This window comes from Buchnera aphidicola (Kaburagia rhusicola ensigallis), assembly GCA_039830025.1.
Classification (GTDB): domain Bacteria; phylum Pseudomonadota; class Gammaproteobacteria; order Enterobacterales; family Enterobacteriaceae; genus Buchnera_B; species Buchnera_B aphidicola_AW.
Genome location: CP140040.1, coordinates 253,187 through 270,875, shown reverse-complemented (window position 1 = coordinate 270,875; position 17,689 = coordinate 253,187). Strand labels below are relative to the sequence as shown.

The window sequence follows — 17,689 nt, the reverse complement described above, 5'->3', positions numbered from 1 at the left end:
TTAATATCATATCTGTCAACACTGTTCATATACATTTTACTTATCCATCCATACGCATTTTCCTGAATTTTGAATCATATACTCCAAAAATTTTTTATGAAAAATATTTTCTTGGTCTGTTGCCAACAAAATTTTTGATTGGATATGTTTTGAAGGTATAAACTTCTTGGCATAACGATAATACGAAACATCACGATTTAAAAAAGTCAATGATTCTTGACGATTAGTCATAAATATATATACTTTAGATAATAATTGAGCATCATAAATAGCACTATGGATACGTTTTTTTTTAATGTTAATTTTATATCGAGAACATAAAGCATCTAAAGTATTTTTCTTTCCAGGAAAAATCTTACGTGCCATTACTAGTGTATCAATAATATTACAATGTTTTTCAACATTTTTTATTTTTGAACTAAGCATGTTTAATTCATAATTAATGAAGCTAACGTCAAACTTAGCGTTATGAATAATCAAATCAGAATAGTCAAGATATTTTAAAAATTCTTTAGCTATTTCAACAAATTTTGGTTTATCTGATAAAAAATTATCAGAAATACCATGAATTTTAAAAGCACTATCATCTACTGATCTATCAGGACAAATATATGAATGAAAATAACTTCCTGTTACGCAATTATTAATAATTTCTACTGCCCCAATTTCAATGATTCTATGGGTTTTGTAAAAACACCCAGAAAAATTCATACCAGTTGTTTCAATATCTAAAACAACTTTTCTTTTATTATTTTTCATACATTTTAAACATCGTATTTTTAAGGAACTTACAATTATGACAAAATTTATTAAAATATTTTCAGATGGATCTTGTTTAGGTAACCCAGGTCCTGGAGGTTGTAGCTCAATAATTAAATGCAAAAACCATAAAAAAATTATTAGTTCGGGTTTTTATTTTACTACAAACAATCGAATGGAACTCATGGGGGTAATAATAGCATTAGAAAAAATTCGAAAACCGTGTAATATAGAAATTACTGTTGATAGTCAATATGTAAAAAAAGGAATTTTATTGTGGATAAAAAATTGGAAACGTAATAATTGGAAAACTACAAAAAACAAACCAGTCAAAAACATCGATTTATGGTCTCGTTTAAATACTATATCAAATTTGCATCATATGAATTGGCATTGGATCAAAGGTCATTCAGGACACATAGAAAATGAAAAATGTAATAATTTAGCACAATATTATGCAAGAAACCCAACTTTGGAAGATATCGGATACATATCTTAACCTTATTAAGGTTATACATCATTAAATCTGAAATACAATTAAATAATTTTTAAAAAAACTTACTAAATAATACAACAAAATATATATGAAAATAAAATACATTCCTATATTAAACGATAATTATGTTTGGATAATAATAAACCATAATAATTTATGTATCATTATTGATCCAGGTGATCATATACCTGTGATTAATATAATTAAAAAACTTAATGTACATCCCGTAGCTATTTTAGTTACACATCATCACTATGATCACATCGGAGGAATAGATAAATTATTAGAAATTTATCCTAATTTATTAATTTATGGTCCTAACGAAGCAAAAAAATTTGGCGTAAATAAAGTATGTAAAGATAATGATTGTATTGATATTTTAAACTATAAATTTAAAATTTTGTTTACTCCCGGCCATACTTCTGGACACATTTCTTATTATACAAAACCATATTTATTTTGTGGTGATACATTATTTTCTGGTGGGTGTGGAAAAATAAAAACAGGGTTGACATTAAAAATGTACAATTCGCTTAAAAAAATTATGAGACTTCCTGATAATACTTTAATTTACTGCGCGCATGAGTACACGTTTAAAAATTTAAAATTTGCTAACTCCATTTTTTCAAATAATAATGAAGTAACAAAATTTTACAAAAAAATTAAGATTATGCATTCCAACAAACGTTGCTCACTTCCTAGTCAATTAAACACAGAAAAAAAAATAAATCCATTTTTAAATTTAGATAAACAAGAAATTCAAAAGTCTACCAAAATTCATAAAGATTTGATGTTTCAATTAAATATATTACAGAAATTAAGAAAAATGAAGGAAGAATATAAAAAATAGAATTGGAGCTAAGCGGGATCGAACCGCTGACCTCCTGCGTGCAAAGCAGGCGCTCTCCCATCTGAGCTACAGCCCCATATTTAAAAATATTAACTAACTTATTTGATATATGGTAGGCCTGAGTGGAATTGAACCACCGACCTCACCCTTATCAGGGGTGTGCTCTAACCAGCTGAGCTACAAGCCTGTTTTTCATAAAAAACTGATCAGAAAATTTGTGTGGACACAACCTAAAAATTAAGAATCATTTATAAGGAGGTGATCCAACCGCAGGTTCCCCTACGGTTACCTTGTTACGACTTCACCCCAGTCATGAATCACAAAGTGGTAAGCGCCATCCGATAAATCTGGTTAAGCTACCTGCTTCTTTTGCAACCCACTTCCATGGTGTGACGGGCGGTGTGTACAAGGCCCGGGAACGTATTCACCGTGGCATTCTGATCCACGATTACTAGCGATTCCGACTTCGTGGAGTCGAGTTGCAGACTCCAGTCCGAACTACGACATACTTTATGAGGTTGGCTTATCTTTGCAGAGTTGCATCTCTTTGTATATGCCATTGTAGCACGTGTGTAGCCCTGGTCGTAAGGGCCATGATGACTTGACGTCATCCCCACCTTCCTCCGGTTTATAACCGGCAGTCTCCTTTGAGTTCCCGGCCAAACCGCTGGCAACAAAGGATAGGGGTTGCGCTCGTTGCGGGACTTAACCCAACATTTCACAACACGAGCTGACGACAGCCATGCAGCACCTGTCTCATAGCTCCCGAAGGCACTTTTTTATCTCTAAAAAATTCTATGGATGTCAAGACCAGGTAAGGTTTTTCGCGTTGCATCGAATTAAACCACATGCTCCACCGCTTGTGCGGGCCCCCGTCAATTCATTTGAGTTTTAACCTTGCGGCCGTACTCCCCAGGCGGTCGACTTAACGCGTTAGCTTCGGAAGCCACTTCTTCTAGGAAACAACCTCCAAGTCGACATCGTTTACGGCATGGACTACCAGGGTATCTAATCCTGTTTGCTCCCCACGCTTTCGCACCTCAGCGTCAGTATTCATCTAGGAGGTCGCTTTCGCCACAGGTATTCCTCTAGATATCTACGCATTTCACCGCTACACCTAGAATTCTACCTCCCTTTACGATACTCTAGTCTATCAGTTTCAAATGCAGTTCCTAAGTTAAGCTTAGGGATTTCACATCTGACTTAAAAAACCACCTACGTGCTCTTTACGCCCAGTAATTCTGATTAACGCTTGCACCCCCCGTATTACCGCGGCTGCTGGCACGGAGTTAGCCGGTGCTTCTTATTCGGGTAACGTCAGAAAAGCGCATTTATTAAACATGCTTTTTTTCTTCCCCGCTGAAAGTACTTTACAACCCTAAGGCCTTCTTCATACACGCGGCATAGCTGCATCAGGCTTTCGCCCATTGTGCAATATTCCCCACTGCTGCCTCCCGTAGGAGTCTGGACCGTATCTCAGTTCCAGTGTGGCTGGTTGTCCTCTCAGACCAGCTAGAGATCGTAGCATTGGTAAGCCATTACCTTACCATCAAGCTAATCTCGTCTGGGTTCATCTAAAAGCATAAGGCCAAAAAATTTGGTCCCCTACTTTGGTTTTCCAACATTATGCGGTATTAGCCATCGTTTCCAATGGTTATCCCCCTCTTTTAGGTAGATCCCCAGATATTACTCACCCGTTTGCCGCTTGCCGACAAGAAAAAATCTTCTTTCGATGCCGCTCGACTTGCATGTGTTAGGCTTGCCGCCAGCGTTCAATCTGAGCCATGATCAAACTCTTCAATTTAAAAATTCTTTTATAAAAAATAAAAAAACTATTTTTTAATAAATAAAAACATTAAAATAATTTTAATCTTAAGTTTTGGTGTGTCCACACAAATTTTCTAATATTTTTTTAAAGAGCATTACTTTTAACTTTTTATATAATTACATTTTTTATATATCTTGTCAACAACTTTACATACAAATTTAAATATTTTGCGTATATAATTTATATAATTACTATTAATACCCTCGAAGAAAAAATAAAAAATTGATATAGTGCAAATAATATTATTTAATTGCTCATTATTAAATCTATTGTTTCTAAATATTAGAATATACATAACCATTTCGGAAAAATGACTTATTCTAAAAAATTCATATATCAAAAAAAATAAAATAAAGCCAACATGAATATAAAATTAATATTAGAACAGCACGTAATCCAAGCTTTAATAGACAACGGAATAAGAAATACTGATAATCTTTTAATTAATAGTACTCGTCAAAAAAAACCATGGGATTATCAAATAAATGGAATAATTAAAATAGCTACAATGTTAAACATAAATTCCTATAATCTGGCAAAAAAAATAGCTTGCAAAATCCATATTCATAAAATATATCAAAAAGTTTACGTTTCTAAACCTGGATTTATTAATATTTTTTTGAATGATAAATGGATAATTGAAATGTTAGAAAAAAAAATGAAATCGACGCGATTAGGTGTTAAACGCGTAGAATCCAAAAACATTATTATCGATTATTCATCTCCCAATATAGCTAAAGAAATGCATGTAGGACACTTGCGTTCAACAATAATAGGAGATGCTACAGCTAGAATAATGGAGTTTCTTGGACATAATGTTATAAGGATAAGCCATATCGGAGATTGGGGAACACAATTTGGAATGATACTAGCTTACTTGAAAGAACAAAAAAAAACAATAATCATAAAAGATATAAATTTTAATAAGATTTATCAAAAATCAAAAATAAAATATGAAAACGATAAAATATTTTCAAAAAAAGCGAAAGAATATACTTTAAAATTACAGTCTGAAGATCAATTTTGTATAAATATCTGGAAAAAAATTGTTGATGCTACTATTCAAAATAATGAAAAAATTTATAAAAAATTGAATGTAACTTTAACTAAAAAACATATTATAGGAGAAAGTTTTTATAGAAATATGTTACCTGGTATCATCCACGATCTCAGAAATAAAAAGATCGCAGTAAAACATCGCGGCGCAACAATAGTATTATTAAATAATTTTAAAAATAGAAATGGAGAACCACTTGGTGTCATCATTCAAAAAAAAGACGGAGCATTTCTTTATGCTACTATTGATTTAGCATGTTTAAAATATCGTTATGAAATTCTTCATGCTGATAAAATATTGTATTATACTGATATTCGCCAACATCAATATTTAATGCAAATAATAGAAATAGGAAAATTAGCTGGATATATTCCAAACCATCTCATAGTAGAACATCATATGTTTGGAATGATATTATCTAAAAACAAACGCCCTTTCAAGACTCGATCTGGAGATAATATAAAATTGTCTGACTTATTAAACGAGTCAATAAAACGAGCTAAAATTATCGCAAAGCAAAAAAATCCTAAACTTTCTACTAATAAATTACATTTTTTAGCTAAAAAAATAGGTATTGGAGCAGTAAAATATTTCGATTTGTCTAAAAATAGATCCACTAATTACGTTTTTAATTGGGATAACGTTTTATCGTTGGATGGTAATACAGCTCCTTACATACAATATGCATATACTCGAATATTATCAATATTTAAAAAATTAAATATTTCAATGTTTCGAATAAAAGGAAAAATTCAATTAAAGGAACAATGTGAAAAACAGCTAGGATTAAAATTACTACAATTTGAAGAGATTATCTTAGAATCATCTAATAAAGGTATGCCACATATACTGTGCAATTACGTATATGAACTATCTACAATATTTTCAAATTTTTATGAAACATGTTCTATTCTATTTTCTAAAAATGTTAAAATTCGTGATAGCAGACTAATTCTGTCATCTTTAACTGCAAAAACAATAAAAAAAAGTTTGAATGTTATCGGTATTTCCACAACGAATTATATGTAAATAAAAACGTGACTGCGAAATATATAATTGTAATATTTTAACGTACATTATATTATTAAAATTAATAATACATTATATTATTATGTATATAAAAAGTGATACATAAACCTAAATATGTACCACTAAAAAAATAAATTCAATTATAAATATTATTATAAACATAAAATACAATAAAGGAATATAAACTTAATTAAGATCCTACAATGCTAGTAATATGTATTTTTTTATCATTTTCTTCTAATTCTAAATTAGATAAAATCACCAAATTCGGAAATATTTTTAATAATATTTTCGATAAATACATACGTAATTTATGATGGACTAAAAGTACAATAGAATCACTAAGTGATGTTTGATTATCAATTACTTTTTTTAGCTCTTTTAAAAAAAAGTCATATAACCCAGGTTCCAAGACACCACTGCTATTATTTTCATCTTGAAAAGTTTGTAAAAATATTTGTTCCAATTTAACGCCTAAACCTATCACTTTAAGTTCATTATTTTTAAACACTTTTTGAACAATCAATTTTTGTAAAGAAATACGAACTAAGCTAGTTAGCATTGATACATCATTTTGATAAGAAGTAGAATTAATTATTAAAGTTTCTAAAATAGTTTGCATATCACTAATAGGAACACGTTCCAACAATAAGTTTTGAATAACTTTATGAAATGTTGTTAAACTAATTAAATTTGGAATTAAATCTTCAATGAGTTTTGGAAAATATCTACCGACATAATCTAGCAAGTGTTGAGCTTCTTGTCTTCCAAACAATTTACTGGCATTATTTAAAATAATTTGATTAAGATGAGTTGCAATTACAGTACTATCTTGGACAATATTATAACCCTTGTTTTTTGCCTGATTAAGTAAAGATTTATCAATCCAAAACGCACGAAAATTAAAAGTAGGATCAACAGTTTCTTCTGCTGGTAATGCATCTAACATATTTTTTGAGTCAATAGCTAAAAAATAACCATGTTTGATTATTCCTTTTCCTACTTCAATACCCTTAATTAATATATGATAAGTATCATTAGGTAAATAAATGTTATTTCTAATATGAATGAACGGTGGTAAAAATCCAATTTCTTTAGCACACTTTTTTCGTATACGTCGAATCTTATTCAATAAATTATCTTCTGTTTTACTAGTTATCATTGATATAAGATAACTACCTAATTCAATTCCTATAGAATCTTCTAATTTTACGTCATTCCAAGTAGCATCTTGAGCATAATTAGAAATATTTTCCTTGCTCTTCTTTAATGGTGATTGTTTAAACTTTGAAGGGTTTTTATATAACAACCAAGACAACATAAACAATAAACTAGTAAATAGCAAAAAAATTATATTCGGCATACCAGGTACTAATCCAAGAATTCCTAAAACAATCCCACTAAGTAATACTACTTTGGGATTATAAAATAGTTGACTGATCATTTGTTCACTAACATTTTGATCTGTGCTAACACGAGTAACAATGACACCAGAAGCTGTAGAAATTACTAATGCAGGAATTTGAGCTACTAATCCATCTCCTATCGTTAATATAGTATATACTTCTGCTGCTTTTTCAAATGGCATACCATGTTGTAGTACACCAATAATTAATCCACCAATGACATTAATTCCCATAATTAATATTCCTGCTATAGCATCACCTCTAACAAATTTACTTGCTCCGTCCATCGAACCGTAAAAATCAGCTTCTTGCGTAATTTCCAGTCTACGCTGTTTAGCTTGCTCTTCTCCTATTAAACCTGCATTCAAATCAGCATCAATGGCCATTTGTTTTCCAGGCATTCCATCTAATATAAACCTTGCACCTACTTCTGCAATTCTCCCAGCTCCTTTTGTAATAACCATAAAATTTATGATTACCAAAATAATAAATACCACAATACCTATTGCAAAATTTCCGCCAACTAAAAACTGACCAAATGCGTGTATCACATTTCCAGCAGAATAAGATCCTATATGCCCATGTAATAAAATAATTCTTGTAGACGCAATGTTTAAAGCTAAACGCAATAATGTAGAAAATAATAAAATTATAGGAAAAGCAGTAAATTCTAATGTATGAACTGTAAACATAGCAACTAATAATATTACAATGGACAAAGCGATATTAAAAGTAAAAAATAAATCTAAAACAAATGGAGCTAAAGGTAAAACCATCATTGACAAAATAATTAAAATTAATACAGGACCAGATAATACCTGCCATGGGATTGATTTTAATTGTTTTAAGAAATTTGATAATGAAAAAACACGAATCATTAATTTTTATCCTCTCCTAAAGTACGCAATTCTAAAGGAATAAAAAAGTTATTAGGCTGTTTAGGAAAAATCCCTCCTTCTTTTCTCCAACTTCGAATTTTCCACACCCATGCTAATACTTCTGCAACAGCTGTATACAATTTATTAGGTATGCACTGTCCAATATCAGTGTAATGATATAATACACGGGCAAGCGAAGATGAAAAAAGAACAGGAATAGAATGTTTATTTCCTATTTTTTGAATTTTCAGAGCAAGTTCACCAGATCCTTTTGCTAATATTTTCGGTGCTTTCATACTTTTCTCATTATATTGTAGCGCAATAGCATAATGCACAGGATTTATAATAATTACGTCAGATTTTGAAACATTTGACAACATACGACGACGTGCTATTTCTCGCATAATTCTACGGATATGAGATTTAATATGAGGATTTCCCTCTGTTCTTTTAAACTCATCTCTTACTTCTTGTCGAGTCATCCTAAGTTGCTTATAATAATTATATCTTTCCCAAAACACATCAAACACAACAATGGGAATTATAGTAACTAAAATAATTAAAATACATAAAAAAATTGTAAAAAAACTATTTTGTAACACAAAAAAAACATTTTTATTTATAAAATTTAACGATTGTAAAAAAAAATAGGAAATATGACAATAAACAACATAACCAACTAAAAATACCTTTAACATTGTTTTAAATAATTCTAAAATAATTTGACTTGAAAACAGTTTTTTAAAACCTGTTAAAGGATTTAATGTACTAAAGTTGACTCTCAAAAACTGTATATGAAAATTAAAATTGCTACAAATTATTGATAACAATGTAGTTAAAAACATAGGAAAAAAAATTACTTCAAACAGATGAAAAAAGGAATCAACATTGAAAATATACTTTTGTCTCAGAGAGTCATGATCAAAAACTAAACTAGAACGCATGATTGTTTCGAATGAAATTGCTATATCTTTTTTTTTAAACCAAAATATCATTAAAGCACTAACCAAAATTAATAATGAATTTAATTCACGAAAATGTCTTTTGTTACCTTTTTTTTTTGCTTCTTTTAACTTATGACTCGTTGGTTGTTCAGTTTTTTCTTCATTATTATCATCACTCATAATGACTACCTCTTATTATTCAATAATTTACTTTACATATAATATATACTTACATAAATATAAAAACTATTGTGCAATAATTGTACATAATAAAATTATAAATATACAAATAAAAAAGTTTTACACATAACGAACCATGTCAACAAACAAAAAAAATTAAACATTCAAAATTAACATAAATTTTAAATAACGTTTAAAATATATTACAAATATTATTTTATTTGAGAACTAAAATAAATGCGCGCTAAAAAATATCTATTTTCAACACTAAAAGACAATCCTAAACATACAGATAGTATTAGTCATAAACTCATGTTACGATCTGGAATGATACGGCAAAATTCTTCAGGTATATATACTTGGCTACCTACAGGATTACGAATACTAAAAAACGTATGTAAAATAATAAGAACTGAGATAAAAAAAATACATGCATTAGAAATTACAATGCCAATATTACAACCCGAATTTTTATGGAATCTTAGTAATCGCAAGAAAATTTATGGAAAAGAATTATTTGAAATCTTAGATCGTAAAAATAATAAATTTATACTAGGACCTACGCATGAAGAAATAATAACCAATCTAATTAAAAACGAATTACAATCATATAAACAACTTCCGCTACTACTATATCAAATTCAAACAAAATTTCGAGATGAAATTCGACCTCGTTGTGGAGTAATAAGATCTCGAGAATTTATTATGAAAGATGCATATTCTTTTCACATAAATTCGTTATCATTAAATAATACCTACAATTCAATGTATAACGCTTATAAAAATATATTTTCAAATATGAAATTGAAATTTCACATTGTAGAAGCCGATTCGAATTCTATGGGAGGAAACCAATCACACGAATTTCAAGCATTAAGTAAAAGTGGAGAAGATAGTATCGCATTGTCCACTAAATCAAACTATGCAGCTAATATACAGGTAGCTACTTATAAAACAAGTACTAATAAATGTCAATTATTAAAAGTTTCAAAAAAAACAAATGTTCCATCAACCCTTCTGCACCACTCAAACAAATGTCGTTCGCTAAAAGAAAATACTATTAAAACAATTTTAGTAAAACTAAAAAAAAATCAAGAACATAACTTTGTAGCAATATTAATTAGAGGAGATCACGAAATTAATGCAAAAAAAATTTCTAATATAGATTTCATATCTTACCCTGTAGTTTTTGCTTCTCAAAAAGAAATATTAAATATAACTGGTACTACATTAAAATTCTTAGGACCAATTGGTTTAAATTTACCTATTATAGCTGATTTTTCAGTGATTTCTCTTAAAAATTTTACCATTGGATCCAATACTACAGGAAAGTATTTTAATAATGTTAATTGGAATCAACATTTGTCTATCCCGAAAAGCTTCGACATTAGAAACGCTGTAGAAGGAGACATTAGTCCTGATGGTATGGGAACATTAAAAATTAAAAAGAGTATTGAAATAGGTCACATTTTTCAATTAGGAGACAAATATTCTCAAACAATAGGAGCTCAAGTTCAAGATCGTACTGGATATAAAAAATTTTTAAAAATGGGATGTTATGGAATTGGTATTACGCGGACCATAGCAGCTATAATTGAACAAAACAACGATGAAAAAGGCATCATTTGGCCTATTTCTATTACCCCATTTCAAATAGCCATTATACCTATTAATTTTTACAAATCTAAAATAATACAAAATGAATCACAAATTATTTATCAAATTTTAAAAAATCACAATATTACAACTATGTTAGACGACAGAAACGAACATCCTGGAGCCATGTTTTCTGAAATGGAACTTATCGGTATACCTTATAGTATCGTAATTAGTGAAAATTTGATAAAAAATAATAAAGTAGAATATCACAATAGATATGACGGTACAAAAAAAATTATTTCTAAAAATGAAATAATTCAGTTCATAATACAAACAATAAAAAAATATTAGCACAACATGGTTAAATTATTTTATTTTTAATAAAAAATTTAACCATAAATAAACAATAGTTTTTTAAAAAAATTTAAACATAATCCAATACTTCATTTAAATATTTTCTTAAAAATATTCCACTAACAATTATTTTACTTCGCTACTTCTCAATGCAAAAAAAATCATTATTTACATTCAAAACAATTAAATAAAAATATGATCTAATTTCAAAAACTAAAATATATACATATATTAAAACTTTTACAATTAACATGTACCGTTCTAAAAATAATATAAATAAAAAAATAACCTTTTATACTATTATATTTCCTAAACTTAAAATCTGATTTGCTAATATTACACATTTCTTATTCATCGGGTTAACTTTAACGCAACCAAAAACTATCACAACTAAATCATTATTTAAATTGAGTTTATACCTATCTAAAACGGCATTAAATACTATGACATCAAGGCGAGAAAAATAATCTTCTAAAAAGAACACCATCATTTTTTTATTTTTTTTTGTTATTTTAAGTTTTAATTCAGTGACCATACCTAGAATTATAACGTCTTTACCATCATTTAAAAAATTTGCATTTTTCGCACGAATACATTTTGGATACTTATGTAATATATCCAAATATTGATCTACAGGATGCTTAGTTAAATAAAATCCCAAACAATCTCTTTCCCAATCAAGTATTAATCGTTTGTTAATATTAACATTAGTGAAAGAAGAGTTATTATATGTTTGTTTTAAGTCTTCTAATAAAGATCCAAATAGTTCTATCTTTTTTGATTTTTTCGATTGCACATATTGATATGCCGATTGAATAATATTATTGCAATTATTTATTAATATAGATCTGTCTATCTTAAAACAATCGCAACTTCCTGATTTAATTAATTTCTCAATTACTCTTTTTGTTAATTTAGATGAGTCGACATGAACACACAAATCAAATAATTCAGAAAAAATTCCATAACACTTTCTAGCTCGAATAATAGCAGTAACAACGTTTTTTCCAATTCCTTTTATTGCTCCTAACCCATATATAATATTACCACAATTATCAACTCTAAAATAATAATCACTATTATTAACACTAGGGGCAACAATATTTAGTTTAATTCTTTTACATTCATAAATTAATGTCACTAACTTATCAGTATTATCTATATCAGCATTCATAGCAGATGACATAAATTCAGCTGGATAATACAATTTTAACCATAAAGTTTGATATGATATTAAAGAATAAGCAACAGAGTGTGATTTATTAAATGCATATCCAGCAAAATTTTCTAGTAAATTAAAAATATTCATAGCCAATTTAGAATCAATTCCATTCTTTTTTGCTCCTTCTTTAAACATAGTTCTTTGGTTTTTCATTTCCAAAGGATTTTTTTTCTCCATAGCACGACGTAAAATATCTGCACTGCCTAAAGTATAATTTGCTAATACTTGTGCAACTTTCATTACTTGTTCTTGATATAACACAACTCCATAAGTTGATTTTAAAACTGGTTTCAATAATATATGTTGCCATTTCTTATCAGGATAAAAAATTTTTTCATTACCATGTTTTCGATTTATAAAATTATCTACCATTCCTGATTGCAAAGGTCCTGGTCGAAACAAAGCTATTAAAGCAACTAAATCATCAAAACAATCCGGTTTCAAACGAAAAATTAAATCTTTCATTCCATAAGATTCTAATTGGAAAATACCTATAGTGCAGCATGATTGTAAAAAACAAAAACAATTTTTGTCATTCAAAGGAATGCAATTAATATCAATTGGACTTTTTTTTCGTATCGACAAGTTGTGGTTAATTACTTTTACTGAATTATGTATTATAGTTAACGTTTTCAATCCAAGAAAATCAAATTTAACTAATCCTATTAATTCAATATCTGATTTATCAAATTGAGTAATAGGATTACAACCATTTTCATCATAATGTAATGGCGAGAAATCAGTAATTTTTCCAGGTGAAATAACTAATCCTCCAGCATGTTTTCCAATGTTTCGAGTAATTCCTTCTAATTTTTTAGCAATGTCAATCAATACTTTTACATCTTCATCAGAATGATACAGTTTTAACAATTCTGATCGATTAGATAAAGCTTGTTGTAAAGTTATTCCTGGATCTAATGGAATTAATTTAGAAATACGATTCAAAAATCCATAAGGAAAACCCAGAACTCGACCTACGTCTCGTATCACTGCTTTAGCTGTCAAAGTACCAAAAGTAACAATTTGAGATACTGATTCTCGTCCATATATTTGAGAAACATGCTCAATAACTCTATCACGATTATCCATGCAAAAATCAATATCTAAGTCTGGCATTGAAACACGTTCTAAATTAAGAAATCGTTCGAATATTAAATCAAATCGCAAAGGATCTAATTCAGTAATATTCAAAGCGTATGATACTAAAGATCCAGCACCAGATCCTCTTCCCGGACCCACTGGAATTGCATTTTGTTTTGACCAATTAATAAATTCCATAACTATTAAAAAGTATCCAGGAAATCCCATTTTATTTATTACATCTAATTCCGAAAATAAACGAGAAATATATTTATCTAAATGAACATCTCGGATTTTTTTATCCGGATACAAATGAATAAGACGTTTAAATAATCCTTTTTTTGCTTTAATGACTAAATAATCATTAATACTATTACATCTTATAGGAAACTTTGGTAAAAAATGTTTATCAAATTTTAAAATTACATTACAACGCTTGGCAATTTCTACACTATTCGAAAGTGATTCAGGAATATCTGAAAATACTTCTAACATTTGAACTTCATTTTTTAAAAATTGCTGCGACGTGTAATCATGATTAATGTTCTTATTATTAATGACACATCTTTGGTTAATAAAAACACGAATTTTATGAACTGAAAAATCAATTTCATTTAAAAAACAAACAGAATTAGTAGCTACCAAAGGTATCCCTTCTTTTGCAGATAAACATTTAATTTTATCAATGTATTCTTCTTCATTAGGCTTTCCATTACGTACAATTTCAAAATAATAAAAATTTTGAAAATACTTATTGTAAAAAAATAAACTTTTGTACAATGCTGACTTATTACTTTGCAATATATTGATACCGATATCGCCATAACAACCACCGGACAACAAAATTATGCCTTTACGATATTCAATTAACCATGCTTTTTTTATTATTATTCCAATTGTGCTGTTGTATCCGTTATGATATGCTCGAGAAAGTAATAAAATTAGATTTCTATATCCCGTATTAGTAGAAGCTAACAAAGTAATTTTAGACAATTTATCTAATGAATATTCATCAACGTACATGTTAAAATCAACACCAATAATTGGCTTAATTCCTTTATGCAAAGCTGCTTGATAAAATTTAATGACACCATGTAAGTTACTAAAATCTGTGATAGCCATCGCAGGCATGCCAAATTTTGCAACTCGATTGACTAATAATTGAGGTTTTGATAATCCATCAACCATAGAAAAATCACTATGCACTCGAAGATGAATAAATTTTGGATCTGCCATTTCAACATTCCAATATAACATTTAAATAAAAAATTTTTTTAATTTTGTATCATGCATGAAAGACATTTTTGTACTACATACAACTTTATTTTTTACAAATACATTTCCCTGAAAACGAATAGCATGAGCACGGATAGTAATAATATCTACATAAATTGTCATTATATCACCGGGAAATATTTTGTGTTTAAATTTAGCGTAATCAATACTAGAAAGATAAAATAACTCTCTCTTGCATAATTGATGAGTACTTTTATATGCTAAAACACACGCTGTTTGAAATATAGACTCTAAAATTAATACTCCAGGAACTACAGGAAAATTTGGAAAATGTCCTTTTAAAAAAAATTCGTGTAATTTTACATGTTTTGTCGAAATTATATACTTTTTTTCTTTATATTTTATAATTTTATCAATAAAAATAAAAGGATTTCGATGAGGCAACAACATTAAAATATCTTTAAGTTTAAGTTCACACATTTAAAAAAATCACAAAAGATACCAATAATAATATTACTATTATAAATAAAAAAAAATATGTTTATAAGATTTTAAACAATATTTTATAAACATTATTTAGTTACTGTTAGATCATATATGATGATACATTAAAACATTATGTTCAAATTTTAATTTTTTACCCATAATAAAGATTATATTTTTAAATTAAATATCGCAGTAGTTGCAGTAACTCACATAAAGTAATTAATCTAAAGAACCAAAACGACGCTTTCTATTTATAAACGAAAATATAGCTTTTTCAAAAATGTTTCTATTAAAATCAGGCCAAAATATATTAGTAAAATATAATTCCGAATACGCAATTTGCCAAATAAAGAAATTACTTAAACGATATTCACCGCCTGTACGAATTACTAAATCTATAGGAATACAATTACTAATAGACAAATATTTAGAAATAGTAGATTCAGTAATATCGTCAATAGATAAATAACATTTTTGAATTTTAAAAAAAACCTTTTTTACTGCTTCAACAATATCCCATTTACCACCATAATTAGCTGCAATATTCAATATCAAACCATCATTTTTTGTTGTTAATTCTTCTACAGCATAAATTTTTTTTCTTAGAACAGAATTAAACTTTGTAATATCTCCAATCACTTTTAAACGAATATTTTGTTTATTTAAATTATTAATTTCGCTATGCAAACCATTAAAAAATAGCTCCATTAACACCATAATTTCTAAAAGAGGTCTCTTCCAGTTCTCACTACTGAACGCATATAAAGTAAGAACTTTCAATTTATAAAAAAGAGAAAAAGATACAGCACGTCGAACTGCTCTTAATCCTGCTTGATGACCAAAAATTCGCAGTTTTCCTTTTTTATTTGCCCATCTTCCATTACCATCCATTATGATAGCTACATGTTGTGGTAAAATATTTTTATAATTTTTGTTAATAGTTAAAAAGTGTTTTAATGACATAAAACTTACTATAACCTTATTTAAATGAATAAAATAATCAAAAAATTCATGTTTTATCTACAAAATTTGAAAGAACTTTTTGTGTTCTAATACGAGTTATTTTATCAATTTCTAATATTTCATTAAAAGTTTTAGGATTAGGATAAGATAATAAATTTAACGTAGAATCAATAATTTTATAAATATCGTTGAATTTAATTTTTGAACATAAAAATGCAGAAACAGCAACTTCATTGGCAGCATTTAATATAATAGTAGAAGCATGTCCACTTAAAAATGCATTTAACGCTAATTTTAAACATGGATATTTTTTAAAATCTGGTTCTACAAAAGACAATTTTTTAACTTTAGAAAAATCAAGATGAGGCACACCAGAAACTACACGATTTGGCCAAAACATAGCATATGAAATAGACAATTTAATATCATTAATTGATAAATTTGCTATTATATTTCCATCGCAATATCTTACCATAGAATGAATAATTGATTGAGGATGAATAACTAATTCTATTTTAATATCAAAAGCGTGAAATAACAATTTAGCCTCAATGTACTCTAATCCTTTATTCATCATAGTAGCAGAGTCAACTGAAATTTTTTTTCCCATACGCCAAGTAGGATGTGTACAAGCTTGACGAGGAGTGACATTGTTTAGTTTATGCAATGGAAAATTTAAAAAAGGCCCACCCGATCCTGTCAAAACCATAGATTTAATTCCATATTCACTAAGTTTTACTAATCCTAAATTTTTTTGAACGTCAATAGGTAAACTTTGAAATATAGCACTGTGCTCGCTATCAATAGGTAATAACATTGCATTATTATTAACTACTTCTTTCATCAAAATACTATTTCCTATTACCAGAGACTCTTTATTTGCTAATAATATTGTTTTTTTAGATTTAACTGCATATAATGTAGATATTAAACCTGCGGCACCAACAATAGCAGAAACAACATAATCTACCGATTCTAAACTAGCAAACTTACAAGCTGCACTATCTCCCGAAAGTACTTGAGTTTTAATATTTCTAATCTTAAGTTGTAATTTTAATTCTTTAGCTGCTTTTATGTTCTTTAAAGAAGCCCATTCAGGAGAAAAAAGTTCACACTGTCGTACCATTACCTTAACATTTTTATTCGCAGACAGAGCAATAACTTTAAATAAATGAGGATTTCTTTCAACAATTAATAAAGTATTAACTCCAATTGATCCCGTAGAACCTAAAATAGCCAATTTTTTCATGATCTCATTCCACACTATATAAATAAAATGAACTCAATAAAAATATTTTTAATTAAGTAATTAATGAATATTA

General features: G+C 28.2%; 11 protein-coding genes, 2 tRNA genes and 1 rRNA gene. 4 read left to right on the top strand and 10 right to left on the bottom strand.

Going from position 1 to position 17,689, the window contains the following annotated elements; genetic code table 11:
• Positions 1 to 36: 36 nt before the first annotated feature.
• Entirely contained in the window at positions 37 to 759 is a 723-nt protein-coding gene (dnaQ, locus tag U0T55_01160) for a DNA polymerase III subunit epsilon (protein XBC43024.1), read from the bottom strand.
• Between the two features lie 37 nt (positions 760 to 796).
• On the opposite strand from dnaQ, the gene rnhA reads away from it, so the two are divergent.
• Positions 797 to 1,258, top strand: coding sequence for a ribonuclease HI (gene rnhA / locus U0T55_01155; GenBank protein ID XBC43023.1), 462 nt, complete (start codon positions 797 to 799; stop codon positions 1,256 to 1,258).
• A gap of 85 nt (positions 1,259 to 1,343) precedes the next feature.
• Entirely contained in the window at positions 1,344 to 2,105 is a 762-nt protein-coding gene (gloB, locus tag U0T55_01150) for a hydroxyacylglutathione hydrolase (protein ID XBC43022.1), read from the top strand.
• A 3-nt stretch (positions 2,106 to 2,108) separates the two neighbouring features.
• Here gloB and U0T55_01145 read toward each other — a convergent pair.
• From U0T55_01145 to U0T55_01135, 3 genes are all read right to left on the bottom strand, one after another.
• Positions 2,109 to 2,181: transfer RNA gene (locus U0T55_01145), tRNA-Ala, on the bottom strand.
• A 34-nt stretch (positions 2,182 to 2,215) separates the two neighbouring features.
• Positions 2,216 to 2,292 (bottom strand) — tRNA-Ile (locus U0T55_01140).
• A gap of 64 nt (positions 2,293 to 2,356) precedes the next feature.
• Positions 2,357 to 3,909 (bottom strand): 16S ribosomal RNA (locus U0T55_01135).
• Positions 3,910 to 4,294: 385 nt separating this feature from the next.
• On the opposite strand from U0T55_01135, the gene argS reads away from it, so the two are divergent.
• Complete coding sequence (argS, locus tag U0T55_01130; protein XBC43021.1) at positions 4,295 to 6,019, top strand: arginine--tRNA ligase; 1,725 nt, start codon at positions 4,295 to 4,297, stop codon at positions 6,017 to 6,019.
• Positions 6,020 to 6,209: 190 nt separating this feature from the next.
• Here argS and flhA read toward each other — a convergent pair whose 3' ends face one another.
• Together flhA and flhB are read right to left on the bottom strand one after the other, a co-directional pair.
• Complete coding sequence (gene flhA / locus U0T55_01125) at positions 6,210 to 8,303, bottom strand: flagellar biosynthesis protein FlhA (protein XBC43020.1); 2,094 nt, start codon at positions 8,301 to 8,303, stop codon at positions 6,210 to 6,212.
• Positions 8,303 to 9,427 (bottom strand): flagellar biosynthesis protein FlhB, encoded by a 1,125-nt coding sequence (gene flhB, locus U0T55_01120; protein XBC43019.1) that lies wholly within the window; start codon positions 9,425 to 9,427, stop codon positions 8,303 to 8,305. Before flhB ends, flhA begins: the two co-directional genes overlap by 1 nt.
• Positions 9,428 to 9,664: 237 nt before the next feature.
• On the opposite strand from flhB, the gene U0T55_01115 reads away from it, so the two are divergent.
• The gene (locus U0T55_01115) at positions 9,665 to 11,377 is read left to right on the top strand and encodes a proline--tRNA ligase (protein ID XBC43018.1); all 1,713 of its coding nucleotides are present in this window, start codon (positions 9,665 to 9,667) and stop codon (positions 11,375 to 11,377) included.
• 295 nt (positions 11,378 to 11,672) lie between these two features.
• Here the strand turns inward: U0T55_01115 and dnaE are convergent, their stop codons facing one another.
• The 4 genes from dnaE to ispC form a co-directional block, all read right to left on the bottom strand.
• Positions 11,673 to 14,918, bottom strand: coding sequence for a DNA polymerase III subunit alpha (gene dnaE / locus U0T55_01110; protein XBC43017.1), 3,246 nt, complete (start codon positions 14,916 to 14,918; stop codon positions 11,673 to 11,675).
• A 21-nt stretch (positions 14,919 to 14,939) separates the two neighbouring features.
• On the bottom strand, positions 14,940 to 15,398 hold the full coding sequence (gene fabZ / locus U0T55_01105; protein ID XBC43016.1) for a 3-hydroxyacyl-ACP dehydratase FabZ: 459 nt from the start codon (positions 15,396 to 15,398) through the stop codon (positions 14,940 to 14,942).
• Between the two features lie 225 nt (positions 15,399 to 15,623).
• The gene (gene uppS, locus U0T55_01100; protein ID XBC43015.1) at positions 15,624 to 16,367 is read right to left on the bottom strand and encodes a polyprenyl diphosphate synthase; all 744 of its coding nucleotides are present in this window, start codon (positions 16,365 to 16,367) and stop codon (positions 15,624 to 15,626) included.
• 46 nt (positions 16,368 to 16,413) lie between these two features.
• Entirely contained in the window at positions 16,414 to 17,616 is a 1,203-nt protein-coding gene (gene ispC / locus U0T55_01095; GenBank protein XBC43014.1) for a 1-deoxy-D-xylulose-5-phosphate reductoisomerase, read from the bottom strand.
• Between the last annotated feature and the right edge of the window lie 73 nt (positions 17,617 to 17,689).

Bases quoted from the DNA above. Each gene is read 5' to 3' on its own strand.
- dnaQ (XBC43024.1), bottom strand. From the start codon at position 759: ATGAAAAATAATAAAAGAAAAGTTGTTTTAGATATTGAAACAACTGGT.
- rnhA (XBC43023.1), top strand. From the start codon at position 797: ATGACAAAATTTATTAAAATATTTTCAGATGGATCTTGTTTAGGTAAC.
- gloB (XBC43022.1), top strand. From the start codon at position 1,344: ATGAAAATAAAATACATTCCTATATTAAACGATAATTATGTTTGGATA.
- argS (XBC43021.1), top strand. From the start codon at position 4,295: ATGAATATAAAATTAATATTAGAACAGCACGTAATCCAAGCTTTAATA.
- flhA (XBC43020.1), bottom strand. From the start codon at position 8,303: ATGATTCGTGTTTTTTCATTATCAAATTTCTTAAAACAATTAAAATCA.
- flhB (XBC43019.1), bottom strand. From the start codon at position 9,427: ATGAGTGATGATAATAATGAAGAAAAAACTGAACAACCAACGAGTCAT.
- U0T55_01115 (XBC43018.1), top strand. From the start codon at position 9,665: ATGCGCGCTAAAAAATATCTATTTTCAACACTAAAAGACAATCCTAAA.
- dnaE (XBC43017.1), bottom strand. From the start codon at position 14,918: ATGGCAGATCCAAAATTTATTCATCTTCGAGTGCATAGTGATTTTTCT.
- fabZ (XBC43016.1), bottom strand. From the start codon at position 15,398: ATGTGTGAACTTAAACTTAAAGATATTTTAATGTTGTTGCCTCATCGA.
- uppS (XBC43015.1), bottom strand. From the start codon at position 16,367: ATGTCATTAAAACACTTTTTAACTATTAACAAAAATTATAAAAATATT.
- ispC (XBC43014.1), bottom strand. From the start codon at position 17,616: ATGAAAAAATTGGCTATTTTAGGTTCTACGGGATCAATTGGAGTTAAT.